This window comes from Aminobacter sp. Y103A (assembly GCF_030294925.1).
Taxonomy (GTDB): Bacteria; Pseudomonadota; Alphaproteobacteria; order Rhizobiales; family Rhizobiaceae; genus Aminobacter; species Aminobacter ciceronei.
In genome coordinates, this window is the sequence record NZ_AP017986.1 from 1,644,714 (window position 1) to 1,668,311 (window position 23,598).

Genomic DNA, 23,598 nt, shown 5'->3' on the forward strand with positions numbered 1-23,598 from the left:
CGAGGCTGTCGCCGGGAGGATGGCGCATGCGTGCTGCGGCAAGCATCGAGGAGATTGTTGAGCGTGGGCTTTGCACCGGCTGCGGCGCTTGCGCGAGCCTGCTCGGAGGCGACGCCCTGCGCATGGATATGTCGCCTGAAGGCTACATGCGGCCGCGCGGCCAGCGCCCGCTCGACAAGGGCGAGCAGCAGGCGGTGCTGGAGATATGTGCCGGGCGCGCGCAGCAGGGCGCAGCACCAGCCGAGGCCAAGCCGCACCGCATTTTCGGCGCGATGCTGCATCTCGCCAAGGGCCATGCGACCGACAAGGAGATTCGCTTCAGGAGCGCCACCGGCGGCGTGCTCACCGCGCTCGCGGTCTATCTGGTCGAAAGCGGCGAGGTCGACGGCGTGTTGCAGACCGGCGTCGCAAGCGACAACCCGCTGCACAACGAACCGAGGTTCAACACCACGCGCGAGCAGATCGTTGCCTCTTCGGGCTCCCGCTACGGGCCGTCGGCGCCGCTGAAGGACATCGCAGCGCTGCTCGACAGCGGCCGCCGCTTCGCGTTCGTCGGCAAGCCCTGCGACGTCGCCACCTTGCGCAACCTGGCGCTTGTCGATCCGCGCGTCGACCTGCAGATCCCCTACATGCTGGCGATGGTCTGCGGCGGCAATCCCAGCATTGCCGCCACCTACAACATCGTCAGGCGCTTCGGCGAGGACCACCGCGACGTCGACGAGTTCCGCTATCGCGGCCATGGCTGGCCCGGTCCGACCTATCTGCACACGCGGCAGGGCAGGGCGCACAGCCAGAGTTATGACGAGACATGGTTCTCTAATCTCACCTACGAGCTGATGTTCCGCTGCAAGATCTGCGCTGACGGCACAGGCGAGCACGCCGACGTCGTCGCCGGCGATTGCTGGGTCATGGAGGATGGCAAGCCGAGCCATCGCGAGGCCGGCGACGGCTGGAACATGCACATTGCCCGAACCGTACGCGGCAGGCAGTTGATCGAGGATGCGCTCGTCGCCGGCTACATCCATGAGGAGGCGTTCTCCGTTGCCGAACTCGAAGCCATGCATGACGACCACGGCACCAAGAAGCGCTCGGTGCTGTGGCGGCTCGCCGGTCTCGCCCTGACCGGTCAGCCATTCCCCTGTTATGGCGGGCTGCGGGTGGTCCAGGCCGGCCTTGCCGCCAGCTGGCGCGAACGTTGGGCAGCCTTCCGCGGCACGCTTGCCCGTTCGCTCAAGCGCCGCAACCGCGAGAGCCCGATCACCTCGGGGACCTTCGTCCCGGACACCAAGACAAGCTGACAACGATCATCAAGGAGGAAACAATGTCTGTCGATCAACTGCGCGCCAAGCTCTCCGGTTCCGGGCCTGCCCTGTTCTTCCCGGATCCCGAAGTGCCGGCGATCTTCAATTTCGACCAGGGACTGGCAGCGCCCGAGACGTTTCCCACCGAGGACCTCGTTCGCCTCGCCCGCAAGGCGCTCGACGAGCACGGCGCCAAGGTGCTCGACTATTTCGACCCGGCCACCGGTTATGAGGAGCTGGTCTTCGGCTTCAAGGGCTTGCGCAAAGAGATCGCTGACCGCATTGAACGCACCCAGGGCAAGCAGCTCGGCACTCTTGGCGTCATCCTGACCTCGGGTTCGGTGCAGGGCATCGCCCTTGCCGCCAATGGCTACGTCAATCCGGGCGACGTCGTCGTCGCCGAGGCGGCGTCCTTCCCTTATGCGTTGCGCTTCATGCAGATGGCCGGCGGCGACCTGCGCACAGTGCCGGTCGACGACCACGGCATGGACATCGACAAGCTCGAAGCCTTGCTGAAAAAAGTCAAAGCCGAGGGCAAGAAGGTCAAGGTCGTCTACACCATCCCGACCTTCCAGACGCCAACCTGCACCGAGATGTCGGTGCCGCGCCGCAAGCAACTGCTCAAGCTCGCCAGCGAACATGACTTTCTCATCATCGAGGACAATGTCTATGGCGACCTGCGTTTCGCCGGCGAGGAGTTGCCGACGCTGCTCAGCCTCGACACCGACGAGCGCGTCATCCAGTGCGGCAGCTTCTCCAAGATCGTCGCTCCCGCACTGCGGCTCGGCTGGATCGCCGGTCCGGCTGCCGCCATCGAACCCATCGCCGCCGTGCGCCAGGATCTCGGCGTCGGTCAGTGGCATGCCCGCGTCATGACCTCCTATATCTCGGAAGGCTTGCTCGACGAGCATATCGCCGAGGTCAACAAGGTTTACAAAAGCAAGGCCGAGACGGCAGCGCGCGCCGTGCGCGACCATTGCGGCAACTACGTCACCTTCCGCATGCCGCAGGGCTCGTTCTATCTCTGGCTCGAAATCGACGAGCGCGTCGACTGGCAGCGCGCCGCCGAGCTTTCGGCGAGGGAAGGCATCTTCTTCCGCCCCGGCGAACGTTTCATGGGCGAAAGCGACGGCCGCCAGTTCCTGCGCCTTGCCTACAGCCATGTCAGCGAAGACATCATCGAGCGCGGCATCAAGAAGCTCGGCGAGATCCTCAGCGCTTGCGCCCGGGTTCCGGCATGACGCTTTCTGTTCGCACGATCGCGGGGGGATTTGTCTATCCCGAATGCCCCCGCTGGCATGACGGCCAGTTGTGGTTCGCCGACCAGCATGACGGCCTCGTCCATGTCCTGGATGCCGCCGGAATCAGGTGCGACAGCTTCGCCGTTCCCGGCGGCCCATCCGGCATGGGCTGGCTGCCGGACGGCGACCTGCTCGTCGTCTCGATGAACGACCGCAAGCTGTTCCGACGGCTTGGCGACCGCAAACTCGTGCTTCATGCCGATCTCGCCGCCGTCCACCCGTTCCATTCCAACGACATGGTCGTCGACGGTGAAGGCCGCGCCTATGTCGGCAACATCGGCTTCGACTTCTACGCCGGCCAGCCGCCGGCGCCGACGATGCTGGCCGCTGTCGCGCCGGATGGCTCCATCAGTGTCGCCGCGGACGGCCTGATGTGCCCCAACGGTGCGGTGATTTCACCTGACGGTCGCACGCTCGTCATCGCCGAGTCGATGGCCGCCCGTCTCACCGCCTTCGACATGTCAGCCGACGGCAGCCTGTCCAACCGCCGGCTGTTCGCTGCGATCGACGGCCATGTGCCCGACGGCATCTGCCTCGACGCCGAGGGGCACATCTGGGCTGCATCGCCTTACGAAAAGATGGTGCTGCGCATCAGTCCGGCTGGCGAGATCGTTGAGCGGGTCGTCATCCCTGATGCCAACCCCTATGCCTGCATGCTCGGTGGGGCCGACGGTCGCGACCTCTACATCTGTATTGCCCCGCACCACGACCCTGAGATGACGGTGAAGCTGAGGGGAGGGCGCATCGATGTCGTCCGCGCGCCAGCATCGGGAGCAGGACGGCCATGAGCAACGTCGAACGTCTCAATCCTCCAGGCATGGCCTTCCCCGGCATGAGTCAGGCCGTCGGCTGCGGCGACTTCGTGCTCGTGTCCGGGCAGGTGGCGCTGAAGGACAAGCAGATCGTCGCGGTCGGCGATCCCGCCGGGCAGACCGAGCAGGTGTTCCGCAACATCGAGGCGGTGCTGGCCGAGGCCGGGCTGACGCTCGCCCATGTCGTCTCGCTGCGCTGCTACCTGACCAGTGCCGAAGCCTACCAGGCCTATGCCGTGGTCAAGAACCGCATCTTCGCCGACAATCCGCCGGCCGCCTCCGCGATGGTCGTCACCGCCCTCGTCCTGCCCGAGATCATGGTCGAAGTCGAGGCGGTCGCCTGGCGCCACGCGCTTGCCAAAGCTGTCGAGGTGTAGAACCTAGCCGGACCTGAAACTGGCCGAGTCGGGTCCGCCCGGCCGGCCGCGCTTGTGGAGGCCCGATCTTGTCGATCAAAATGTACGGCATCAAGAACTGCGACACGATCAAGAAGGCCCGGACCTGGCTCGAAGGTCACGGCGTCGCCTACGACTTCCATGATTACAAGGCCGCGGGCATCGACCGCAAAAGCCTGGAAAGCTGGGTCAAGGAGTTCGGCTGGGAAACGGTGCTCAACCGCGCCGGCACCACCTTCAAGAAGCTGCCCGACACTGAGAAGGAAGGCCTCGACGCCGACAAGGCGATTTCACTGATGCTCGCTCAACCCTCGATGATCAAGCGCCCGATGCTCGACCTCGGCAGCCGCCGCCTCGTCGGCTTCAAGCCCGAGGCCTACGACGCCGCATTCCCGGAGTGATTTCTTTCGCGAAAGGAAACGGCGGGCCGCAGCCCGCGGCTGAACCTCCGCGCGGCTACTTCGCCCGTGTGCCGAACCTTGCCATCGTCGCCGCCACTTCCTCGCGCAGCCACGTCGTGAAGTCGCGCACCTTGCGGCCTGGCCGCCCCAGTCTGGAGCTGACCAGATAGTAGCCGAGCCCGCTGGCGACCGTGATGCCGAACGGCGCCACCAGCCTCCTGTCGGCCAGCGCGTCGGCCGACAGGAGCTGCCAGGCCAGCGCCACGCCCTGTCCGCCCACCGCCGCGTCGATACCGAGGATCGGGTCGGTGAAGGACGGCCCCGCCCGTTGCACAGGAAACGGCTTTGCCAGCCCCGCCGCCTCGAACCAGCGCTCCCAGCTGATCATCGTGCTCTCGTCGGCGATGACGGGCAGATGCGTGAGATCGGCCGGCTCCTTGAGCTTTGCGGCCAGCGCCGGCGCGCAGACCGGAAACACCTCCTGCGCCAGCAAAAGCTCCGCCCGCACATCGGGCCATGTGCCGTCGCCCATGCGGATGGCGAGGTCGACGTCGGAATGGTCGAGATCGACAAGCCCGGTCGAGGCGTCGATCCTGAGCTTGATTTCGGGATGGCGCTGGTTGAAGCGGTTGAGCCGCGGCACCAGGAAGCGCGAGGCAAAAGCCGGTGCCACCGACACCACCAGCACGTTGCTTACCGCCTCGTCGGCCAGCGCCACCGCGCGGCCCAGCTCCTGAAAGCCGGTCGTAAGCCGCGCACAAAACTCCGCTCCGAAGGCAGTCAGCGCCAGTCCCGCGCCGGTGCGCTGGAAGATGGCACGGCCAAGCTGCGCCTCGGTGCGGCCGATCTGCTGGCTGACCGCGCTGGCCGATACGCCGAGCTCCTCTGCCGCCTTGACCAGCGAACCGCAGCGCGCGACGCTCTCCACCGCGCGGAGCCCGTTGAGATGGACGCGATTGAGAACGCGATTGAGTGCCCGACTTGAGATTTTCTAAACTCCTGCTTCGGCATTTCTTGATTGTAGCGTCAGCGTTTGTAGCGAAAATAGCGTGAAAGGATCAACGCCCAGGAGAAGTCAGATGAAGATTTTCTCAAGCCTCGCCACCCTGCTTCAAGGCAAGCATGACAACCACGGCATCGACAGCGAGCGTTTCCTCGCCTGGCTGCGCGATCCGCTCTCCCATCCTGACATCGCCCGCATGGACGAGCGCGAGCTCGCCGATCTGCCGCTCGGCCGCGGTTTCCGGCCTGCTTTGCCGGTGCCGGGCGAGTGCCGCGCCTAGAGCAGAAGGAGGGCGTGGCCGAGCACGCCGAGAGTTGCCGCGCCAAGCGTCAGCACGCTGAGCCCGAAGCCCGTCGCCCGCTGCCACTGCGCCGCCTCGGCATGGCTGAAATGCCACGCATGCAGCGTGCGGCCGACGGTGAAGGCAGCACCCAGCAGATGGATCGCCAGGATGGGCGCGCCGAGCGCTGCCGCAAATCCCAGCAGCACCAGCATCACGGGGATGTTCTCGATGGCATTGGCATGGCCGCGCATCGTACGGCGGAGATGCGCCACCCCGCCGTCGCCGATCACCACCATGTGCCTGCGCCGCACCAGCGCGGTTGCCATGGTCAGCCACAGCAATATCAGCGCGTTCAGGCCCGCATAGACGCCGGCTGCGGCAAGGGCTGACTGGTTCATACGCTCCCCGAACTGTCTAGATGACCAAACTGTAATATTCCGGTGCGGAAAATCGCCACGATCCGGCTCGCATTGCAACAGGTGGTCGCCGCAGGGGATTCCCTTGTGCCACGAAGTGTGACTTCATGCGGCCAACAGGCAATGCCCCCGTCTCCGAAAGGAACCCGGAACCGTGTTCATATCGTTCTTCCCGCAGCCGAAGCTGTTCTTCACCTCGGCTGCGGCCTGGAGTCTGGTGCTTGTGCTGTTCTGGTTCTTCGGCGGGGCGCAGCTGGGCGCCGTATTCGGCCTGCCTCCGGCGGCGCCGGGCACGCCACCCATCATCGGCATCACGGTGTTCCTGTCGGCACCGTTCATCTGGTTCTACATCTACTATGTCGCCGGCGTCCTGCTCTTTTATGCCTTCTGGCGCTGGTATTCGCCCCATCCCTGGCAGCAATGGTCGATCCTCGTCACCTCGGTCATCCTGTTCCTGATCTACTTCAACGTTCAGGTCAGCGTCGCCGTGAACAACTGGTACGGCCCGTTCTTCGATTACGTCCAGGGCCTGATGGGCGGCACCACCAACTCGACCAATGCCGAGTTCTATGCCGGCGCGGCCAGCTTTGCCTGGCTGGCGCTGATCGGCATGAACGTTTCGGTCGTCAACGCCTATGTCGTGCAGCATTGGATCTTCCGCTGGCGCACCGCCATGAACGACTATTTCATGCAGAACTGGAGCAAGCTGCGCCACATCGAAGGCGCCTCGCAGCGTATTCAGGAAGACACCATGCGTTTCGCCCAGATCATGGAAGACCTGGGGTCCAGCTTCGTTGCGTCGATCATGACGCTGATCGCCTTCCTGCCTGTTCTGATCGAGTTGCAGAAGCACATCACCGAGCTGCCGATCATCGGCGCTGTCCCGCAGCCGCTCATCCTCGCCGCGATCGGCTGGTGTTTGCTCGGCACGCTGTCGGTCATGCTCGCCGGTGTGAAGCTGCCTGGCCTGCAATTCCGCAACCAGCGCGTCGAGGCTGCCTACCGCAAGGAGCTGGTCTATGGCGAGGACCATGCCGACCGTGCCCAGCCGGCGACGACCACCGAGCTTTTCACCAATGTGCGCAAGAACTACTTCCGGCTCTACGCCCACTACATCTACTTCAACGTCGTCCGTTACACCTACCTGCAGGCCGACAACATCTTCTCCTTCATCATCCTCGGGCCGTCGATCGTCGCGCACAAGATCACATTGGGCCCGATGAACCAGATCTCGAATGCCTTCGGCCGCGTGACCGGATCGCTGCAGTTCCTGCTCAATTCCTGGTCGACGATCGTCGAGCTGCAGTCGGTACACAAGCGTCTGCGCGCGTTTGAGGCGACGCTGTCGGGTGAAGCGCTGCCCGATATCGACCAGCGCTATCTCGACCGGAAGAAGACCGGCTCCGAACCGGAGAGCGAGCCGGCCTGAGTGCCGGCGCCCCGGCCAGCGCAATCGCCGGAGCCAGATATCGGCATTGGATCGCCGGAGTCAGTTATCGGCAAGTAGCTGAGGGGGCGCGTTATGCACCCTCTTGCGGCTTCGCTATCACGGCATGGCGACTCTGTTGATGCGAATGGTTTTTGGTCGCGCTGCATGGCGTTGATGACTGATCACGGCCATGTCCCAACGGGTAAGGGCGTAAGCTCGCGCGAGTGGGCCTACCCGCGCGTCCAGCTCACCCGCCGGTCTGCACCGGCGCTGTATCCTTCTGCCGCCCGACATAGTCGGCATAGCTGATGCATTCGACATCCGCCTTCACGCAGACCTCGCCGGCGAAGCGCTCCAGCGCACGCCAATAGGCGCCGTCATTCATCAGCGTGAAGTGGAAGCCGATCTGCAACGGAATACGGCCGCCTTCATATTGCGTGTCGAAGGCCTTGCGGAACGCGCCGTAGGCGCGGCTTTCAAATCTTGCCGCTTCCGCGGGCTTGTCGACGCCGCCGGAGTGGCGGACGAACAGATTGTAGTCCATGGCGATGATGCGTCGCTCCGAGGGGCCTTCAGGAATCTCCGGCAGGGCAAAATCCATCATCGAGCCGTCGAGCCTGGGTTCTTCCGGTCCGCGCGACACGCCGCTGGCATTGTAGGCAAAACCCCTGTCGCGAAGTGCTGCCGTCAGCCCCTTGCTGTCGGAGAGATAAGGCGCGCGAAAACCCTTCACCGATGCGGCGATCCTCGCCCAGCCATCCGGCTCGGGCGAGATGCCGTTGATCCTGTAGGCGTCGCGCATGATTGTCGAAAACGCGTCGAACTCCTTGGTCCACTCGGCCTTGCTCCACTTGCCGCCGTCGAAATGGCCGCAGGCGTGGCTGGCGATGTCGTGGCCCTCGGATGCGGCGAGGTTGATCTGCCCGAGGCGGTCGACAACCTCCTGTCTGGTCATGGCGAAGCCAACATTCGACTTGCCGGCCGACTTGCCGGGCGCCTGGTAGCTGCTGCGCGTCTCGCGCGACAACAAGAACACGCAGGACAGGAAATAGGTGAAGCGCGCCCCTGTCCGCGCCGCAAGCTCCCGGCTGCGCTGCCATTGCGCGAGGTCATGCGCGCCGTCGAACGAGATCAGCACGATCTGCGGCTTTTTGACGTCCTCGACCTTGGGCGCCGGCCCGGCCGTCGCGGAGGACGCGACCAATGACGCGGATACGAGAGCACTGACTGGGAACGCTCTGGTCATGTCGAACTTCGATGCAATTTCGGGGGGCTTGTTCGATATTGGGGCGAGATCAGCCGGTAGGGCCGAAATGTGGCATGGATGCGTCCCGCCGCCTATGCGTCCAATTGGGCCAAGGAGCCGGGGTGATGGCTTCGGGCGCCAAATTCCACGGGCAAATCTCCACTGCCGCGCTCCGTCCCACCCCCCTCTGGCCTGCCGGGCGTTCGATGCTCGAAAAGCCAAGTAGTTGGCTTTTCGTCCGCTGCGCGGACCGCATCTCACCCCCACACACAAGGAGGGAGATTAGTCGCTCCGCCGGCGGCGCTCATCCCGCCGCTGCTACGGTGGTGATTGCCTGAGGCGTTGATGACGGCGTGATCTCCCTCCTTGTGGGGGAGATGGCCGGCAGGCCAGAGGGGGGTGCGAAGGAGCATGACGTCAAAGGTTGACTTCGCAAGGCACGACCGGCTCTCACTGCACGCGGAACCCGTAGGAACCGAATTTCCGCCCCGCCCCCTTCCATGGCGGCGAAATTCCGCTAAAACGCAGGCTCAAACGGCCCCCGAGGGGCAGAGGTGATTGGACAGCATGTCGGACGACAGTTTCTTTCGTGAAGTAAACGAGGAAATTCGCCAGGAGAAGGCGAAGGCCCTGTGGGACAGCTATGGCCCCGCAGCCATCGTCGTTGCCGTGCTGATCGTTATCGGCACCGGCCTGTTCGTGGCCTGGGAATATTGGGTCGAGACCAAGGCCAACAGCTCCGGCGACCGCTTTTCGCAGGCGCTGACGCTCGCCAATTCCGGCAAGGCCGACGAGGCGCTTGCCGCATTCGATGCGCTCGAAAAGGACGGCTACGGCGCCTATCCACTGCTCGCCCGCATGCGTGCCGCCACCGTCCAGGCCGACAAGGGGGACTTCAAGGCGGCCATCGCCGGCTTCGACGAAGTGGCTGCCGACAGCTCGATCCCCAATGTCATTCGTGATGTCGCCCGCCTGCGTGCGGCACTGCTGCTCGTCGACAACGGCAGCTATGCCGATGTCTCCGGCCGCGTCGAAGCGCTGACCAACGACACCAACCCGCTGCGCCATTCGGCCCGCGAGGCGCTCGGCCTTGCCGCCTGGAAGGAAGGCAAGCTCGCCGACGCGCTCAAGCTGTTCGAGCAGATTTCCTCCGACGAAGGCGCGCCGCGCAATGCGCGTCAGCGCTCCAACCTCCTGGCCGAACTGATCCGCGGTTCCGGCAACGCGTCGTGATGCGGGCCCGATGGCTTTCAAGATCGCGATAATCGGCCGGCCCAACGTCGGCAAATCCACCCTTTTCAACCGCCTGGTTGGAAAGAAGATCGCCCTTGTCGACGACACGCCCGGCGTGACGCGCGACCGCCGTGTGCATGCGGCCAAGCTCTACGATCTCGTCTTCGACGTCATCGACACGGCCGGCTTCGAGGATGCGGGTGCGGCAACCCTCCAGGGCCGCATGCGGGCGCAGACCGAGATCGCCATCAAGGAAGCCGATCTCATCTTTTTCATGGTCGACGCCAAGGCGGGTCTCACGCCAGACGACCGTACCTTCGTTGAGATCGTGCGCCGTTCCGGCAAGCCGGTGGTGCTCGTCGCCAACAAATCCGAGGCGCGCGGTGCCCAGGGCGGCGCGCTCGAAGCGTGGGAGCTCGGCATCGGCGAACCGGTGCAGATCTCGGCCGAGCATGGTCTTGGCATGCCCGACCTGCGCGACGCCGTCGTCGAGGCCCTCGGCAAGGACGTCGTTTTCGCCGATGACGAGGACGAGACCGGCGACATCGCCGAAAGCGACGTGCTGATCGGCGAGGACATCGCCGATCCTGACGCCGAGGAGGCGCCCGCCTATGACGAGACCAAGCCGCTACGCATCGCCGTCGTCGGCCGGCCCAATGCCGGCAAGTCGACGCTGATCAATGCGCTGATCGGCGAGGAACGCCTGCTCACCGGGCCCGAGGCCGGCATCACCCGCGATTCGATCTCGGTCGACTGGGACTGGCAGGGTCGCAGCATCAAGATGTTCGATACGGCCGGTATGCGCCGCAAGGCCAAGGTCCAGGAAAAGCTCGAGAAGCTGTCGGTGCAGGACGGCCTGCGCGCCATCCGCTTTGCCGAGATCGTCATCATCGTGCTCGATGCGACGATTCCGTTCGAGAAGCAGGACCTGCAGATCGCCGACCTGATCATCCGCGAGGGCAGGGCGCCGGTCATCGCCTTCAACAAGTGGGATCTCATCGACAACCCGCAGGAGACGCTGGCCGAACTGCGCGAGAAGACCGAGCGGCTGTTGCCGCAGGCGCGTGGCCTGCAGGCAGTGCCGATGTCGGCGGAGACCGGCCGCGGGCTGGAAAAGCTGATGGACGCGGTGATGAAGACGCACCGGGTCTGGAACAGCCGTGTCTCGACCGGCAAGCTCAACCGCTGGCTCGAGGGCATCCTCGCCCATCATCCGCCGCCCGCCGTCGCCGGCCGCCGGCTCAAGATCAAGTACATCACCCAGGCAAAGACCCGGCCGCCTGGCTTCGTCCTGTCCTGCTCGCGCCCAGACGTGATGCCGCAGTCCTATGTGCGCTATCTGGTCAACAACCTGCGCGACGCCTTCAACATGCCCGGCGTGCCGATCCGCATGGCGCTGCGCGCTTCTGACAACCCGTTCGCCGGGCGGGCCAAGAAAAAGAAATGAAACATCGAAGGGCTCGCGCAAGCGGGCCCTTTTTGCATTTCGCCCGCCCGTTGTTGCATTGCGCCAAGGTTGCGCCCGTTAACGCTCCATCAAGGTTAATGCATCATTTTCCTCTCCAGTAGGGTGTGTTGCGTCCTGGAGAGTTTCCGTGCATCGAGGTGTTGTGAAGCGGCGGTTTGCTGCTGCCCGCGAGGGAAGACGTTCGTTCCTGGCGCCGGCCGTCATCGGCCTGGGCATCTGGCTCGGCTTTCCCACCGTTGCCGCCTATCAGGACATGACCAGCCTCGTCTCCGGCCTTGAGAACAAGGACACGCGCTGGGGCGCTTATGTCGAGAAAGCTGCCGCTGGCTCGGTCCATGCCGCTGAAATGCCGTTCGTCGATGGCATCATCACCGGTCCGATCTCGGGCTCGGGCGTCAAGATCGCCGGTGTCGGCACCGTCGCGTTTCGCGGCAAGAAGTTCGGGTCGTCCGACCTGCCTGACGAGGACCGCATCGTCCGCGTCGACAAGAAGGCCCGCATCGTCAACATCTCAAGGGTCAGTCCGCCGAAGAACTTCACCGCCGGCTCGGTGTTCGAGCGCACCAGTTCGCTTCTGCGCCCCGCCCTCGACAGCGGCCTCAAGCTGACCTTCGCCAAGCCCGCGATCAAGGGCAAGGAAGTCCAGATCGCCGGCTCCTTCCACGTCAAGGAAACCGAAAAGCGCGCGACGCGCGGCGTGCCGGCCATGTTGGCCTCGCTGGTCAACAACGACAAGGCCGACATCCTGGCGACAGCTTACGCACCGGCCGCGCCCGACTATGCCAAGGCCTCGCCCTTCGAGGCGCTGCTGCGCGACGACGACGAGGCCGGCGGCCGCTTCATCCCGCCGATGGGCAAGGGCGACCACTGGTGGCTGGCCAATCCGCTGCCGGCAGGCGTCTTCTCCAAGGCCGAGCAGGCCTGCCTCGCCAACGGCATCTACTTCGAGGCGCGCGGAGAATCGGTGCGCGGCCAGGCAGCGGTCGCCCAGGTCATCCTCAACCGCGTCCGCAACCCGGCCTATCCCGGAACCATCTGCGGCGTCGTTTATCAGAATGACGGCTGGTTCAACCGCTGCCAGTTCTCGTTTGCCTGCGACGGCATCAAGGACCGCGTCACCAGTCCCTCGCACTACAAGACCGCGCAGGACGTCGCCATGGCGGTGACCGCCGGAAAGATCTTCATCCCGGAAGTCGGCTCCTCGACCCACTACTACGCCAACTACGTGAATCCCGGCTGGGCGCGCGGCATGAAGAAGATGACCAAGATCGGCCTGCACATCTTCTACCGCACCTATGGCGGCGGCTGGAGCTGATCGCTTCCGGCCGGGCTCATGGAGTCGGCCAGTCGCCGGATTGCACGCGGATTCGGCGGGCGATCACCGAGCGGAGCCACGGGCAGGATGTCGCACTTCGACAACTAGCTGATTTTCCTACATAAAATACTTAGTTAGATGGGCCTCCCCGTGGCTTGACGGGCAGGGGCCCTCTAACTATGTTGCCGGCGACTTTGAAGCGGACGAACGGATACGCTCGGACCGGGTGGGAGTTTGCAATGGCCAAGCCTTCGGGCCCAGGCGGAAATGGAAACTCCCGGCCTGAAAATCGAGCCGAGAACGATCACCGCGACGACGAACTCGAGCGCCGTCGGCAACAGCTTGAAGCAACGCTTGCGACAAGACGCCAGACTGCCCGCGAGGGGGAGAAGAGTACAGGGTCGAATGGTGTGACCGGCTACGGTCAGGCACTCAAGCTGTCCAGCGAGTTCATCGCCGGGATCGCGGTTGGTGTCGGTCTGGGGTGGATCATCGATCGGATGGCAGGCACGTCGCCATGGGGCTTGATCGTGTTTCTGCTGCTCGGCTTCGGCGCCGGTGTGCTCAATGTCCTGCGTTCGGCAGGAATGGTTACTGAGGCCGGTATCAGATCGCCCGACAAGACGTCGGACGAACCGGAAAAGAAATAGCAGCGCCGCAAGGCGCAATTTAGGCGAAGGGGGGCCAGCGTGGCCAACGATCCAATTCATCAGTTTCAGATCTCGAAATTGATTCCGATCGAGATCGGCGGCCTCGACTTCTCCTTCACCAACTCGTCCGCCTTCATGGTTGCCACCGTGGTCGCCGCCAGCGCCTTCCTGTTCCTGACGACGTCGAGCCGCGGCCTGGTGCCGAGCCGCCTGCAGTCGGTTTCGGAGATGTCTTACGAATTTGTCGCCTCGATGCTACGAGACGCGGCGGGTTCCCAGGGTATGCGTTTCTTCCCGCTGGTGTTTTCGCTGTTCATGTTTGTGCTCGTCGCCAACCTGATCGGCCTGTTCCCTTACTTCTTCACCGTCACCAGCCATCTCATCGTCACCTTCGCGCTGGCGCTGCTGGTCATCGGTACGGTCATCGTCTACGGCTTCATGAAGCACGGTTTCGGCTTCCTGAAACTCTTCGTCCCGCACGGTGTGCCTGGCATCCTGGTGCCGCTGGTCGTCCTGATCGAAGTGATCTCGTTCCTGTCGCGTCCGATCAGCCTGTCGGTTCGTCTGTTCGCCAACATGCTGGCCGGCCACATCACGCTCAAGGTTTTCGCTGGTTTCGTCACTTCGCTCAGCGCATTCGGTGCTGTCGGCGTCGTCGGCTCGATCCTGCCGCTGTTCATGACGGTCGCGATCACCGGCCTGGAAGTCCTGGTCGCGTTCCTGCAGGCCTATGTGTTTGCGGTGCTGACCTGCATGTACCTCAACGACGCCCTGCACCCGGGCCACTAATTCGACGGCGGCTGCCGCCGTCTTGGATACCGCAACTAAATTTCGATCCACAAGGAGTTGGACAATGGAAGTTGAAGCAGCAAAGGCAATCGGCGCAGGCATCGCTTGTCTCGGCATGGGCGGCGCAGGCATCGGCCTGGGCACCATTTTCGGTAACTACCTGTCGGGCGCCCTGCGCAACCCGTCGGCAGCTGACGGCCAGTTCGGCCGCCTGATCTTCGGCTTCGCCGTTACCGAAGCTCTGGGCATCTTCTCGCTCCTCGTCGCTCTGCTCCTGCTCTTCGCATAAGAGCCGCGTAAGCGAGTTGACCGGCCGCGTGTTGCGGCCGGTGGGATGACAGGGGATAGAGATGTTTGTCACGCCGGGTTACGCCGAGGAAGTCGCACCTGCGGCCGGGGAAGCTCATTCTACCGATGCCACCACTGCGCACACCGAAACGGGTGCGGAGCATGGCGGTGGTGGGTTGTTTCCGCCTTTCGATACGTCGAACTATCCGTCGCAGCTGCTCTGGCTCGCGATCACCTTCGGCCTGTTCTATCTCTTCCTGAAGAATGTCGTGCTGCCGCGTGTCGGCGGCATCCTCGAGGTGCGCCGCGATCGCATCGCCGGGGATCTCGACCAGGCTGCCCGGATGAAGTCCGAGGCGGATGCGGCGGTTGCCGCATACGAGCAGGAGCTTGCCGAGGCCAAGGCCAGGGCAAACGCCATCGGCCAGGAAGCACGCGACGAGGCCAAGGCGGAAGCCGAAGCCAAGCGCAAGGAAGTCGAAGCCGGGCTCGACCAGAAGCTGACCGCTGCGGAAGCACGCATCGCTACCATCAAGGCCAATGCCATGAAGGAAGTGGGCACCATCGCCGAGGACACCGCTGCCGCGATCGTCCAGGCACTGGGCGCAGGCAAGGTCGACAAGGCTGACATCGCCGCCGCCGTCAAGGCAGCGAGCAAGTAGGAGAGGGGCCATGGACGCAACATTCTGGGCCACAGTCGCTCTCGTCATCTTCGTCGGTGTCGTCCTGTACCTGAAGGTGCCGGGCATGCTTTCGAAGTCGCTCGACGAGCGCGCCGAACGCATCCGCGCCGAACTCGAAGACGCACGCAAGCTTCGTGAAGAAGCCCAGCAGCTGCTCGCCGAGTACCAGCGCAAGCGCAAGGAAGCCGAGAAGGAGGCCGCCGACATCGTCGATCTGGCCAAGCGCGAAGCTGGCCTTCTCGCCGAAGAAGCGCATAAGAAGACCGAAGAGTACGTTGCTCGCCGGACCGCACTTGCCGAGCTCAAGATTGGCCAGGCCGAACGCGACGCCGTCAACGAAGTTCGCGCCAATGCTGTCGACCTCGCGGTCGAGGCAGCTCGCCAGATCTTCGCCGGCAAGGCCGACGCCAAGACCAATGCCGACCTGTTCAAGGGCTCGGTTCAGGAATTGAAGGCCAAGCTCAACTAAGTCGAGCCGCCAGTTAAGTCAGGCAGCCGGGCAGATTTGAAAAAGCCGCTGGAATTTCCGGCGGCTTTTTTGTTTTCAGGACAGCCAAGGGCGACTGTCTTTCGTTTGGCAGGAGCTGCTCCGGTGCGGCTTGCACCTTGCCGCGGCCGCTGCTAGCCGGGTCACATGACCCAGATCGTCGAATTCGGCAAATCCCGCGTGCTTCTTTTCAGCCGGAGCGGCTCGTTGCTGCGCGCGCCCAGCGACGCCAATGACTTTATCAGCGAGGCGTGGTCGAACGAGGCCGAAGTCCTCGCCATCCCCGTGGAAAGGCTTGCCCCGGATTTTCTCAAGCTCAGCACCGGCATTGCTGGCGAGGTGTTTCAGAAGTTTGTGAATTACGGCCTGGGCTGCGCGATCGTCGGCGACATCACGCAGGCGCTGGAAGCAAGCGGTGCGCTGCGTGACTTCGTGCGCGAGACCAACAAGGGCAAGTCGATCTGGTTCGTTGCGGATCTTGCCGAACTTGACGTCAGGCTCGGGACGTCGCCGCTTCAGAGTGGGCAGGGTTAGGCGCCAGGCGTTTCTGCCGTGGTTAGTCCCTGAACGGGGCAAAGGAAATGCGGTGCAGCCGAAGCGATGCGCCGTGCTTGATGATCGCCGCCCTGTGGCGCGCGGTGGCGTAGCCCATATGGACTTCGAAACCGTAGCGGTTGTCGTTCGAGCCGCAGACAGACATCATGCGGTCGCGCGTCACCTTGGCGACGATCGAGGCGGCGGCGATGGATTGCGAGCGCTGGTCGCCCTTGACAAGGGCGCGGCAGGTGCAGGCGAGGCCGGGCGGCACGTCGCGGCCGTCGGCCAGTGCCGACTTCGCCGCCACCGGCAGGCCGGCAAGCGCCCGGCGCATCGCTTCCAGGCTCGCCTTGCGGATATCGCTGCGGTCGATGCTGTCGGCCGAAACCGACGCCACGGCGACGCCAAGGGCCTTGCACAGCACCTCGTCGAACAGCGCGTCGCGCTGGGCGGCTGTAAGGCGCTTGGAATCGTCCAACCCCGATGGAATGTTGCCGGGGTCGAGCACCACGGCGGCAGCGACAACCGGGCCGGCGAGGGGGCCGCGTCCGGCTTCGTCGAGGCCCGCGCATGGCCACAGGCCACCCGATATCGCTTTCGTTTCGAAGGCGAAGTCGGGCTTGTCGATGAATTCGAAGAGGGGCGGAGAATCGGAGCGCGGGCGAGCCATGGTGCGGCGATGCTCGCATCGGCCCCGATCCTCCGCAAGACCTTCCCGGCCGATTAGGGCGGCGGCTCGGGAAGGCACCGTCAGCTGGCCACGGGGAACGGCCGGACGGAATTTCTTTTCTGGGACGGTGGCGCCGCCAGAGTTTTCAAAGCAGCGTCAATTGCAGCTGATCCTTGGGGCCGGCTTCGAAAAGGTCGGTCCGGAGCGGGGTGCGCACCGAATTGAGGCCCAGGCGCTGTGCCGCGATCTCGAAGCGGCGGCCGATCTGCCAGGCATAGGGCCCCTTGCCCTTCATGCGCTTGCCCCATTCCGAATCGTAGTCCTTGCCGTCGCGCATCGAGCGGATCAACGACAGCACGTGGCGATAGCTGTCGGGATAATGGCGCAGCAGCCAGTCCTTGAAGATCGGGCTGACTTCCAGCGGCAGGCGCAGGATGACGTAGCCGGCGCTGGTGGCACCTGCGGCCATGGCCGAATCGAGAATGCGCTCGATCTCCTGGTCGGTGAGGCCTGGGATGATCGGCGCGACCATCACCGAGACCGGAATGCCTGCATCGGAGAGCTGGCGGATAGCTTCGAGCCGCTTCGTCGGCGTCGCGGCCCGAGGCTCCATCGTGCGCGCCAGCATGCGGTCGAGCGTCGTCACCGACAGCGCCACCTTGGCCAGGCCTTTTTCGGCCATGCGGCTGAGGATATCGATGTCGCGTGTGACCATTGCCGACTTGGTGACGATGCCGACAGGATGGTTGCGCGCCTCCAGCACCTCGAGCACCTCGCGCATGATGCGCCAGTGCTTCTCGATCGGCTGATAGGGATCGGTGTTGGTGCCGATGGCGATGGTGCGCGGCTGGTAACCGTCCTTCGACAGTTCGCGGTCGAGCAGCCGCGCCGCATCCGGCTTGGCAAACAGCTTGGATTCGAAATCGAGCCCGGCCGACAGGCCCATATAGCTGTGGGTGGGGCGGGCGAAACAGTAGACGCAACCATGCTCGCAACCACGATAGGGATTGATCGAGCGGTCGAATGAGATGTCGGGCGACTCGTTGCGGGTGATGATGGTGCGCGGCTTCTCGACCTGGACCTCGGTCTTGAACGGCGGCAGCTCCTCGATTGTGCTCCAGCCGTCGTCGAAGACATGGCGGCTGACCGGCTCGTAGCGCCCCGACGGGTTGACGCCGGCACCGCGGCCGCGTCGGCGCTCATGGTTGATGCGCAGGCCGCTTTCCTCGATCATGGCATTGGCCATTCCGGCCCCACCACCCTTGAAAGCGGCAATATCGGCCCGTGCGATGGGTTCCATTTCGCTATCTCCCCGAGGGAAAGAGGCCGCCCGTCGATTCGTTCGGCATGAAACTATTCCTATTTTGGAAAAGAGAACAAAGCAAGAACTTTGTTCTCCGGGCCGCGAGGCTGGCGCTTCGGCCGGCTTTCCGATATGCGGCTGGATATGCTGAGCGTTCTGATCGAGACCAGGGACGACGAGGAGGGGCTGGCCCGCACGCTGGCGGCGCTGGTCGGCGGCGCCGTCGAGGGTGTCGTGCGCGAGGTGATCGTCTGTGACCTCGGCTCCACCGACCAGACCCATTATGTCGCCGAACATGCCGGCTGCGCCTATCTCGCCAAGGGCGGCATCCAGGCGGGCATCGCGCAGGCAAGGAGCGACTGGCTGCTGCTGCTCGAGCCGGGCGCGCGGCTGGCCGAAGGCTGGACCGAGGATGCTGTTCGCCACATGAGCCGGCTGACCATGGCGGCGCGCTTCACCCGGTCGCGGGCGAGCAACCGTCCGTTCTGGGAACGGGTGACGTCGCGGCCGCGCGCTCTGGAGCAGGGGCTGGTCATCACCAGGAAGCAGGCAGCTATTCTGGGTCGCAACGGGGCGGACGCCGAAGGCATCGCGCGCGGACTTGCCATGAAGACGCTGGATGCCGAAATCGTCGTCGCGCCGCGCTAGGTGTCGAAGCTATGAAGGTTGTTCATTCGAGCTAGGGCAATTCCAGCAGCGAGATTTCGTCGGAAATTGCGAAAGACGCCCTGGCTTCAGGCTGACTTGGTGCCGCCACGCCTGAGGTGCTCGTCGAGCCGCGGCATGATCTCGACGAAATTGCACGGCATGTGGCGGTAATCGAGCTGCGCCTTGAGAATGCCGTCCCAGGCGTCGCGGCACGCCCCTGGCGACCCCGGCAGCACGAAGACGAAGGTGGCGTTGAGCACGCCACCGGTGGCACGCGACTGGATCGTCGACGTGCCGATCTTGTCGTAGGAAATGCGGTGGAACACCTCCGAGAAGCCGTCCATGCGCTTTTCGAAGATCGGCTCCAGCGCGTCCGGCGTGACGTCGCGGCCGGTGAAGCCGGTACCGCCGGTGGTGATGATCACGTCGATTTCGGCATCGAGCGACCAGGCGGTGACGCGGTCGCGAATCTTGTCCTTGTCGTCGGTGACGATGTCGCGCGCCTTGAGCACGTGCCCGGCTTCGGTGATGCGGTCGGCTAGCGTCTGGCCTGACTTGTCATCGGCCAGCGTGCGGGTGTCGGAGACGGTCAGCACCGCGATGCGGACGGGAACGAAGGGGCGGGGCTCGCTGGCCATTATGTTGGGCTCCTAGGTCCGGGTCGTTGTGGCGGCGCTGAACCAGCCGGGGCGCTCTGCGGAGATCGCCGTCGCCGCGTGCGCGGCGGCAGCGTTGCTGTCGAAGATGCCGAAACAGGTGGCACCCGATCCCGACATGCGGGCGAAGGCGGCACCCGAATTGTGAAGGGTGCTCAGCACCGCGACAATCGAGGGTTCGATCGACATTGCTGCAGGCTCGAGGTCGTTGCGGCTGGTTGTCAGCCAGTCAAGCACGGTATCGGCGCTGTCGAGCGGCGCGAGAGGGGGATTTTCACGTGAGGCCAGCGCCCGGAAGACGCTCGGTGTCGCCACCGCGATGCCGGGATTGACCAGCACCATCGGCAGCGAAGGAAAATGCCTGACCGGGGCGAGCTGCTCGCCGATGCCGCGGGCGATCAGCGGATGCCCTGCCAGGCACATCGGCAGGTCGGCGCCAAGCGGCAAGGCGAGGCGGGCAAGGGTTGCGGCATCGGCCGGCAGGCGCCAAAGGCGGCTCAGGGCGCGCAACGCGGCAGCCGCGTCGCTCGAACCGCCGCCGATGCCCGAGGCGACCGGCAGGTTCTTTTCGAGCGCTATGGCGACCGGCTGGGTGGTGTGATGGGGAAAGGCAGCGCGCAGCGCGTCCCGGGCCTTGAGCACGAGGTTGCCGCCATCGACCGGCACATCGGCGGCAAAGCGGCCGTTGACGACGAAACCGTCCTCTGTTGCCGCCGCAACGGTGATGCGGTCGCCAAGCTCGGCAAAGACGACAAGGCTTTCGAGCAGATGATAGCCGTCATCGCGCCGGCCGGTGACATGCAGCGCCAGATTGATCTTGGCCGGGGCGAGTTCGGCGAGCGGAACGTTGTTGAAGGTCACGGGCGGGGCATCAGTCTTTCTCGAGCCGGTACTCGCCGGTTTCGGGATCCTTGACCAGTGTCCCGTTGGCGCCGGTCTGGCGCTGCTTCTCGTTGCGCCGCACCTTGGCAGTCACCCGTTCGGCCTCCTTGATGAAGGAGCGGTAGCCGATATAGGCGACCACGCCGACAAGCGCGAAAAAGATGAGCTGCGGCATTTCATTCTCCTCCCTTCGGTGCCGTTTCCGGCCGGCCGGGGCTGTCCCCACATGATAATCCGCCGTTTCGGCTTTTTCAAAGGCCGAACCGGCTCCACAATGCGCGTTCTTCCGCCGCATCCACCAGGCCGGTGGCAACCGCACCGGCTGCTTCAGGCGTGAAGCCGAGGGATGAGCCGAGGCCGAGCCTGCGGCCGAACAGGCCGCGCGGTGCTGTGATCAGCTTAAGCTCGGCCTTGGGGCCATAGCGGTCCTTGAGCACGGTGCGCATGTCGCCGAGCGCGTCGACGAGGCCGAGTTCGAGGCCCTTCTTGCCCGACCAGAACAGGCCGGTAAACAGGTCCGGGTCGTCCTTGAGCTTGCCGCGGCGGCGCTCCTTGACCATCTCGATGAAGGTCTCGTGCACTTCGAGCTGCAGCTTCTTCAGCCGCTCGACGTCTTCGGCCTTTTCCGGCTGGAACGGATCGAGCGTCGCCTTGTTGGCGCCGGCGGTGTAGACGCGGCGCTCGACGCCGATCTTCTTGATCAGGTCGGTGAAGCCGAACGAGGCCGATACCACGCCGATCGAGCCGACGATGGAGGACGGGTCGGCGAAGATCTCGTCGCCGGCAATGGCGATCATGTAGCCGCCCGATGCGGCGACGTCCTCGACGAAGACCAGCACCTTCTTGTTCTTCTCGGCGGCAAGGTCGCGGATGCGCTTGAAGATCAGGCGCGACTGTACCGGCGAACCGCCCGGCGAATTGATCGAGATGGCCACGGCGGGCGCGCTGGAAATCGAGAAGGCCTTTTCGATCAGCCCGGCTGTGCTTGCCAGTGAAAGCGTCGGCCGGAACTGGCTGCCGCCCGACATGATCGCGCCTTGCAGCCTGATGACGGGGATGACGATCTCGCCGCCTCGCATAGATCTCGGCAGCAGGCGGCGGAACAGGTTCTTCACGTAATCTCTCCGGTCTCTGGTCATGCGGATGTATGTATTCCCGCGACAACCGCAATGCTTCGGCCCAGTTCTGGCGCCGAAAAGCTTCAATCGCCGAAAAGCGACGCGCGGCCGTTGCTTATGTCGTCGGCGCGTTGCGAGAAGCTGTCGCCGGGATCGCGCAGGACCAGCGGCGGGCAGAGCGTCAACGGCGCCCGCGAGGCGCGAACCGCCCGCACGATGATACGGATCGCGGCCGCGTCGGCGCGCGGATGCACCGGTACGATCTCGGCCTTGCCGAAGCGGCCCTCGAGGGCCGTAAGGATCGCTGCGAGCTGCTCCGGCCGGGCGATGATGGCGAGGCCGCCGCGCGGCTTGACCATGGCGGCAGCACTCCGGAGCCAGCTTTCGAACAGCCCGTCCTCCATGACATGCGCCTGCCGCTTCAGCGCGTCCGGTGTCGGCCGGTGATGTGCAGGATTGAAGGGCGGGTTCATGATGACGAAGTCGAGCGAGGCGTCGGCAAGGCCTGCCTCGGTGCGTGCCTTGCCGGAAAGGCCGACATCGGCGACGAGCACCGACGCGCGCTCGCGCAGCGAGGCGTTGCCGGGATAAGCGAGCGTCGCCTCGGCGAAGCGCGCCATATCCGTGGTGAGCTCGACAAGTTGTACCTTGGCCTGCCTGCAGCGCGACGCAACCGCAAGGCCGGCAGCACCCGCACCTGCGCCGAAATCGGCAAGCCGGCCGGCGAAAGTGCCCGGCACGGCGGCTGCCAGCATCAAGGCGTCCATGCCGGCGCGGTGGCCGCTGTCGCTGGGCTGCACCAGCCAGAAGTCGCCGCGATGGAATGCGTCCACCGTATGCGGTGGCAAGTCCAGATGTTTTGCGGGTGGCGGTTCGGCTGTCACTTCCGGCGAATTTCGTGCTCGATGCCGGCGTCGGTAAGAAGCTGCCGTGCTTCGTCGGCGTCGTCGGCATCGATCATGATCCGCCGCGGCAGGATGCCGATCGAACCGTCGAGCACGCTCATGTTCTCGTCGGCGGTGAAGCTGCCGATGCCGGCGTCGCGCAGCAGTGCCTCGACGAAGGAGATGATGACGGCGTCATTGGTGCGGATGAGTTCGATCATCTCAGGAAATTCGCAGTTTGGAGCGGCGAAGTAAACGCTGCCTGTTGCACCGCGCCAATTCGCCACTTGCGGGCACGGTGCATGCCGCCCTAGAATCGCCTAAGAGCTACGCGCGCGACCACGCGCCTGTGTAATTTGGGAGTGTTGGCCTTGGGTGTCGTTCTCAACATCGAGAAGGGAAAGCGGGACGCTGCGTCGATCAAGGACCTGATCGACCTGACGTCCGCCGACATGGGGCGGGTCAACGAGCTGATCCTGTCCAAGGCCGGCTCCGACGTCGAGATGATCCCCGAGGTGGCCAACCATCTGATCTCCTCCGGCGGCAAGCGCCTGCGCCCGATGCTGACGCTCGCTGCGGCGCAGATGTTCGGCTACGCCGGCGAAAACCACGTCAGGCTCGCGACCTCCGTCGAGTTCATGCACACGGCGACGCTGCTGCATGACGACGTCGTCGACGAAAGCGACCTGCGCCGCGGCAAGAAGACGGCGCGCACCATCTGGGGCAACCAGGCGAGCGTGCTCGTCGGCGACTTCCTGCTCGGCCAGGCCTTCCGCATGATGGTCGAGGTCGGTTCGCTGGAAGCGCTCGACATCCTGTCCTCCGCTGCCTCGATCATCGCCGAGGGCGAGGTGATGCAGCTGGCCGCCGCCAAGAACCTCGACACCACCGAGGACGAACATTTCGCCGTCATCAAGGCAAAGACCGCTGCCCTGTTCTCGGCCGCCGCCGAAGTCGGTCCGGTCATTGCCGGCGCGTCGAAGAACGACAAGGCAGCACTGCGCTCCTACGGCATGAATCTCGGCCTTGCCTTCCAGCTCATCGACGATGCGCTCGACTATGGCGGGTCGAGCAAGGACCTCGGCAAGAATGTCGGCGACGACTTCCGCGAGGGCAAGGTCACGCTGCCGGTGATCCTGAGCTATCGCCGCGGCACCACTGCCGAACGCGCCTTCTGGAAGAGCGCGATCGAGGAGGGCAAGACCGACGATGCGGCGCTGGAGAAGGCCGTTGGCCTGATGGTGCGCCACGGCGCCATCGCCGACACGATCGGCCGCGCCAGCCATTTCGGCGAGATCGCCCGCGATGCGCTGGCCCCGCTGGAGCAGACGCCGCAGAAGTCGGCCCTCATCGACGTCATCGATTTCTGCATCAGCCGCGTCGTTTGAGGCAGGATTCCA

29 protein-coding genes are annotated in these 23,598 nt (G+C 64.6%); 18 read left to right on the top strand and 11 right to left on the bottom strand.

Going from position 1 to position 23,598, the window contains the following annotated elements:
- The first annotated feature begins 26 nt into the window (after positions 1-26).
- From Amn_RS07895 to Amn_RS07915, 5 genes are all read left to right on the top strand, one after another.
- Positions 27-1,298, top strand: coding sequence for a Coenzyme F420 hydrogenase/dehydrogenase, beta subunit C-terminal domain (locus tag Amn_RS07895; RefSeq protein ID WP_182575439.1), 1,272 nt, complete (start codon positions 27-29; stop codon positions 1,296-1,298).
- A 23-nt stretch (positions 1,299-1,321) separates the two neighbouring features.
- The gene (locus Amn_RS07900) at positions 1,322-2,542 is read left to right on the top strand and encodes an aminotransferase-like domain-containing protein (protein WP_286296030.1); all 1,221 of its coding nucleotides are present in this window, start codon (positions 1,322-1,324) and stop codon (positions 2,540-2,542) included.
- Positions 2,539-3,390 carry an SMP-30/gluconolactonase/LRE family protein gene (locus Amn_RS07905; RefSeq protein ID WP_286296031.1) on the top strand — a complete coding sequence of 284 codons (852 nt, stop codon included), beginning with the start codon at positions 2,539-2,541 and terminating at the stop codon, positions 3,388-3,390. The genes Amn_RS07900 and Amn_RS07905 overlap by 4 nt, the downstream gene beginning before the upstream one ends.
- Positions 3,387-3,791 carry a RidA family protein gene (locus Amn_RS07910; RefSeq protein ID WP_115733160.1) on the top strand — a complete coding sequence of 135 codons (405 nt, stop codon included), beginning with the start codon at positions 3,387-3,389 and terminating at the stop codon, positions 3,789-3,791. Before Amn_RS07905 ends, Amn_RS07910 begins: the two co-directional genes overlap by 4 nt.
- A 68-nt stretch (positions 3,792-3,859) precedes the next feature.
- Positions 3,860-4,210 carry an ArsC family reductase gene (locus Amn_RS07915; protein WP_172582943.1) on the top strand — a complete coding sequence of 117 codons (351 nt, stop codon included), beginning with the start codon at positions 3,860-3,862 and terminating at the stop codon, positions 4,208-4,210.
- Between the two features lie 55 nt (positions 4,211-4,265).
- Here the strand turns inward: Amn_RS07915 and Amn_RS07920 are convergent, their stop codons facing one another.
- Positions 4,266-5,138 carry a LysR substrate-binding domain-containing protein gene (locus Amn_RS07920; protein WP_286296038.1) on the bottom strand — a complete coding sequence of 291 codons (873 nt, stop codon included), beginning with the start codon at positions 5,136-5,138 and terminating at the stop codon, positions 4,266-4,268.
- Between the two features lie 151 nt (positions 5,139-5,289).
- On the opposite strand from Amn_RS07920, the gene Amn_RS07925 reads away from it, so the two are divergent.
- The gene (locus Amn_RS07925) at positions 5,290-5,493 is read left to right on the top strand and encodes a hypothetical protein (protein ID WP_182575490.1); all 204 of its coding nucleotides are present in this window, start codon (positions 5,290-5,292) and stop codon (positions 5,491-5,493) included.
- On the opposite strand, the gene Amn_RS07930 is transcribed toward Amn_RS07925, so the two are convergent.
- Entirely contained in the window at positions 5,490-5,894 is a 405-nt protein-coding gene (locus Amn_RS07930) for an MAPEG family protein (RefSeq protein ID WP_286296042.1), read from the bottom strand. The genes Amn_RS07925 and Amn_RS07930 overlap by 4 nt on opposite strands.
- 172 nt (positions 5,895-6,066) lie before the next feature.
- Here Amn_RS07930 and sbmA point away from each other — a divergent pair, with 172 nt between their 5' ends.
- Positions 6,067-7,341 carry a peptide antibiotic transporter SbmA gene (gene sbmA, locus Amn_RS07935; protein ID WP_182575435.1) on the top strand — a complete coding sequence of 425 codons (1,275 nt, stop codon included), beginning with the start codon at positions 6,067-6,069 and terminating at the stop codon, positions 7,339-7,341.
- A gap of 247 nt (positions 7,342-7,588) precedes the next feature.
- On the opposite strand, the gene Amn_RS07940 is transcribed toward sbmA, so the two are convergent.
- Positions 7,589-8,587, bottom strand: a complete 999-nt coding sequence (locus tag Amn_RS07940) for a polysaccharide deacetylase family protein (RefSeq protein ID WP_286296047.1) — start codon at positions 8,585-8,587, stop codon at positions 7,589-7,591.
- Between the two features lie 567 nt (positions 8,588-9,154).
- Between Amn_RS07940 and Amn_RS07945 the strand changes: the two genes are divergently transcribed.
- The 9 genes from Amn_RS07945 to Amn_RS07985 all read left to right on the top strand — a co-directional run bounded on the left by Amn_RS07945 (position 9,155) and on the right by Amn_RS07985 (position 16,034).
- Complete coding sequence (locus Amn_RS07945) at positions 9,155-9,820, top strand: tetratricopeptide repeat protein (RefSeq protein ID WP_182575433.1); 666 nt, start codon at positions 9,155-9,157, stop codon at positions 9,818-9,820.
- 10 nt (positions 9,821-9,830) lie between these two features.
- Positions 9,831-11,267: a ribosome biogenesis GTPase Der gene (gene der / locus Amn_RS07950; RefSeq protein ID WP_286296049.1), complete on the top strand. Its 1,437-nt coding sequence runs from the start codon at positions 9,831-9,833 to the stop codon at positions 11,265-11,267.
- Positions 11,268-11,415: 148 nt separating this feature from the next.
- The gene (locus Amn_RS07955; RefSeq protein ID WP_182575431.1) at positions 11,416-12,603 is read left to right on the top strand and encodes a cell wall hydrolase; all 1,188 of its coding nucleotides are present in this window, start codon (positions 11,416-11,418) and stop codon (positions 12,601-12,603) included.
- 239 nt (positions 12,604-12,842) lie between these two features.
- Positions 12,843-13,253 (top strand): AtpZ/AtpI family protein, encoded by a 411-nt coding sequence (locus tag Amn_RS07960; protein ID WP_182575430.1) that lies wholly within the window; start codon positions 12,843-12,845, stop codon positions 13,251-13,253.
- Between the two features lie 39 nt (positions 13,254-13,292).
- Positions 13,293-14,042, top strand: a complete 750-nt coding sequence (locus Amn_RS07965) for a F0F1 ATP synthase subunit A (protein WP_182575429.1) — start codon at positions 13,293-13,295, stop codon at positions 14,040-14,042.
- Positions 14,043-14,106: 64 nt separating this feature from the next.
- Positions 14,107-14,331: a F0F1 ATP synthase subunit C gene (locus Amn_RS07970; RefSeq protein WP_182575428.1), complete on the top strand. Its 225-nt coding sequence runs from the start codon at positions 14,107-14,109 to the stop codon at positions 14,329-14,331.
- Between the two features lie 61 nt (positions 14,332-14,392).
- Entirely contained in the window at positions 14,393-14,992 is a 600-nt protein-coding gene (locus Amn_RS07975; RefSeq protein WP_067964671.1) for a F0F1 ATP synthase subunit B, read from the top strand.
- 10 nt (positions 14,993-15,002) lie between these two features.
- Positions 15,003-15,482, top strand: a complete 480-nt coding sequence (locus Amn_RS07980) for a F0F1 ATP synthase subunit B (protein WP_182575427.1) — start codon at positions 15,003-15,005, stop codon at positions 15,480-15,482.
- Positions 15,483-15,647: 165 nt separating this feature from the next.
- Positions 15,648-16,034, top strand: coding sequence for a DUF4180 domain-containing protein (locus Amn_RS07985; RefSeq protein WP_286296059.1), 387 nt, complete (start codon positions 15,648-15,650; stop codon positions 16,032-16,034).
- Positions 16,035-16,056: 22 nt separating this feature from the next.
- Here the strand turns inward: Amn_RS07985 and rnhB are convergent, their stop codons facing one another.
- Entirely contained in the window at positions 16,057-16,707 is a 651-nt protein-coding gene (rnhB, locus tag Amn_RS07990) for a ribonuclease HII (RefSeq protein ID WP_286296062.1), read from the bottom strand.
- A 145-nt stretch (positions 16,708-16,852) separates the two neighbouring features.
- The gene (locus Amn_RS07995) at positions 16,853-18,007 is read right to left on the bottom strand and encodes a PA0069 family radical SAM protein (protein ID WP_192318100.1); all 1,155 of its coding nucleotides are present in this window, start codon (positions 18,005-18,007) and stop codon (positions 16,853-16,855) included.
- Between the two features lie 147 nt (positions 18,008-18,154).
- On the opposite strand from Amn_RS07995, the gene Amn_RS08000 reads away from it, so the two are divergent.
- Positions 18,155-18,658, top strand: coding sequence for a glycosyltransferase (locus tag Amn_RS08000; RefSeq protein WP_182575424.1), 504 nt, complete (start codon positions 18,155-18,157; stop codon positions 18,656-18,658).
- 86 nt (positions 18,659-18,744) lie between these two features.
- Here Amn_RS08000 and moaB read toward each other — a convergent pair whose 3' ends face one another.
- The 6 genes from moaB to Amn_RS08030 form a co-directional block, all read right to left on the bottom strand.
- Positions 18,745-19,296, bottom strand: a complete 552-nt coding sequence (moaB, locus tag Amn_RS08005) for a molybdenum cofactor biosynthesis protein B (RefSeq protein WP_067964662.1) — start codon at positions 19,294-19,296, stop codon at positions 18,745-18,747.
- 12 nt (positions 19,297-19,308) lie between these two features.
- The gene (locus tag Amn_RS08010; protein ID WP_067964660.1) at positions 19,309-20,175 is read right to left on the bottom strand and encodes a 4-(cytidine 5'-diphospho)-2-C-methyl-D-erythritol kinase; all 867 of its coding nucleotides are present in this window, start codon (positions 20,173-20,175) and stop codon (positions 19,309-19,311) included.
- A gap of 10 nt (positions 20,176-20,185) precedes the next feature.
- A complete protein-coding gene (locus Amn_RS08015; protein ID WP_067964658.1) occupies positions 20,186-20,371 on the bottom strand; it encodes an NfeD family protein in 186 nt (61 codons plus the stop codon).
- A gap of 76 nt (positions 20,372-20,447) precedes the next feature.
- Positions 20,448-21,311 (bottom strand): S49 family peptidase, encoded by an 864-nt coding sequence (locus Amn_RS08020; protein ID WP_182575241.1) that lies wholly within the window; start codon positions 21,309-21,311, stop codon positions 20,448-20,450.
- A gap of 86 nt (positions 21,312-21,397) precedes the next feature.
- Positions 21,398-22,168 carry a tRNA1(Val) (adenine(37)-N6)-methyltransferase gene (locus Amn_RS08025; RefSeq protein ID WP_246670876.1) on the bottom strand — a complete coding sequence of 257 codons (771 nt, stop codon included), beginning with the start codon at positions 22,166-22,168 and terminating at the stop codon, positions 21,398-21,400.
- A gap of 26 nt (positions 22,169-22,194) precedes the next feature.
- Positions 22,195-22,419 carry a putative signal transducing protein gene (locus tag Amn_RS08030; protein WP_067964652.1) on the bottom strand — a complete coding sequence of 75 codons (225 nt, stop codon included), beginning with the start codon at positions 22,417-22,419 and terminating at the stop codon, positions 22,195-22,197.
- A 150-nt stretch (positions 22,420-22,569) separates the two neighbouring features.
- Between Amn_RS08030 and Amn_RS08035 the strand changes: the two genes are divergently transcribed.
- A complete protein-coding gene (locus tag Amn_RS08035) occupies positions 22,570-23,586 on the top strand; it encodes a polyprenyl synthetase family protein (RefSeq protein ID WP_154386784.1) in 1,017 nt (338 codons plus the stop codon).
- Positions 23,587-23,598: the final 12 nt, after the last annotated feature.

Bases quoted from the DNA above. Each gene is read 5' to 3' on its own strand.
- Amn_RS07895 (WP_182575439.1), top strand. From the start codon at position 27: ATGCGTGCTGCGGCAAGCATCGAGGAGATTGTTGAGCGTGGGCTTTGC.
- Amn_RS07900 (WP_286296030.1), top strand. From the start codon at position 1,322: ATGTCTGTCGATCAACTGCGCGCCAAGCTCTCCGGTTCCGGGCCTGCC.
- Amn_RS07905 (WP_286296031.1), top strand. From the start codon at position 2,539: ATGACGCTTTCTGTTCGCACGATCGCGGGGGGATTTGTCTATCCCGAA.
- Amn_RS07910 (WP_115733160.1), top strand. From the start codon at position 3,387: ATGAGCAACGTCGAACGTCTCAATCCTCCAGGCATGGCCTTCCCCGGC.
- Amn_RS07925 (WP_182575490.1), top strand. From the start codon at position 5,290: ATGAAGATTTTCTCAAGCCTCGCCACCCTGCTTCAAGGCAAGCATGAC.
- Amn_RS07930 (WP_286296042.1), bottom strand. From the start codon at position 5,894: ATGAACCAGTCAGCCCTTGCCGCAGCCGGCGTCTATGCGGGCCTGAAC.
- Amn_RS07940 (WP_286296047.1), bottom strand. From the start codon at position 8,587: ATGACCAGAGCGTTCCCAGTCAGTGCTCTCGTATCCGCGTCATTGGTC.
- Amn_RS07945 (WP_182575433.1), top strand. From the start codon at position 9,155: ATGTCGGACGACAGTTTCTTTCGTGAAGTAAACGAGGAAATTCGCCAG.
- der (WP_286296049.1), top strand. From the start codon at position 9,831: ATGGCTTTCAAGATCGCGATAATCGGCCGGCCCAACGTCGGCAAATCC.
- Amn_RS07960 (WP_182575430.1), top strand. From the start codon at position 12,843: ATGGCCAAGCCTTCGGGCCCAGGCGGAAATGGAAACTCCCGGCCTGAA.
- Amn_RS07970 (WP_182575428.1), top strand. From the start codon at position 14,107: ATGGAAGTTGAAGCAGCAAAGGCAATCGGCGCAGGCATCGCTTGTCTC.
- Amn_RS07975 (WP_067964671.1), top strand. From the start codon at position 14,393: ATGTTTGTCACGCCGGGTTACGCCGAGGAAGTCGCACCTGCGGCCGGG.
- Amn_RS07980 (WP_182575427.1), top strand. From the start codon at position 15,003: ATGGACGCAACATTCTGGGCCACAGTCGCTCTCGTCATCTTCGTCGGT.
- Amn_RS07985 (WP_286296059.1), top strand. From the start codon at position 15,648: ATGACCCAGATCGTCGAATTCGGCAAATCCCGCGTGCTTCTTTTCAGC.
- rnhB (WP_286296062.1), bottom strand. From the start codon at position 16,707: ATGGCTCGCCCGCGCTCCGATTCTCCGCCCCTCTTCGAATTCATCGAC.
- Amn_RS07995 (WP_192318100.1), bottom strand. From the start codon at position 18,007: ATGGAACCCATCGCACGGGCCGATATTGCCGCTTTCAAGGGTGGTGGG.
- Amn_RS08000 (WP_182575424.1), top strand. From the start codon at position 18,155: ATGCTGAGCGTTCTGATCGAGACCAGGGACGACGAGGAGGGGCTGGCC.
- moaB (WP_067964662.1), bottom strand. From the start codon at position 19,296: ATGGCCAGCGAGCCCCGCCCCTTCGTTCCCGTCCGCATCGCGGTGCTG.
- Amn_RS08015 (WP_067964658.1), bottom strand. From the start codon at position 20,371: ATGCCGCAGCTCATCTTTTTCGCGCTTGTCGGCGTGGTCGCCTATATC.
- Amn_RS08030 (WP_067964652.1), bottom strand. From the start codon at position 22,419: ATGATCGAACTCATCCGCACCAATGACGCCGTCATCATCTCCTTCGTC.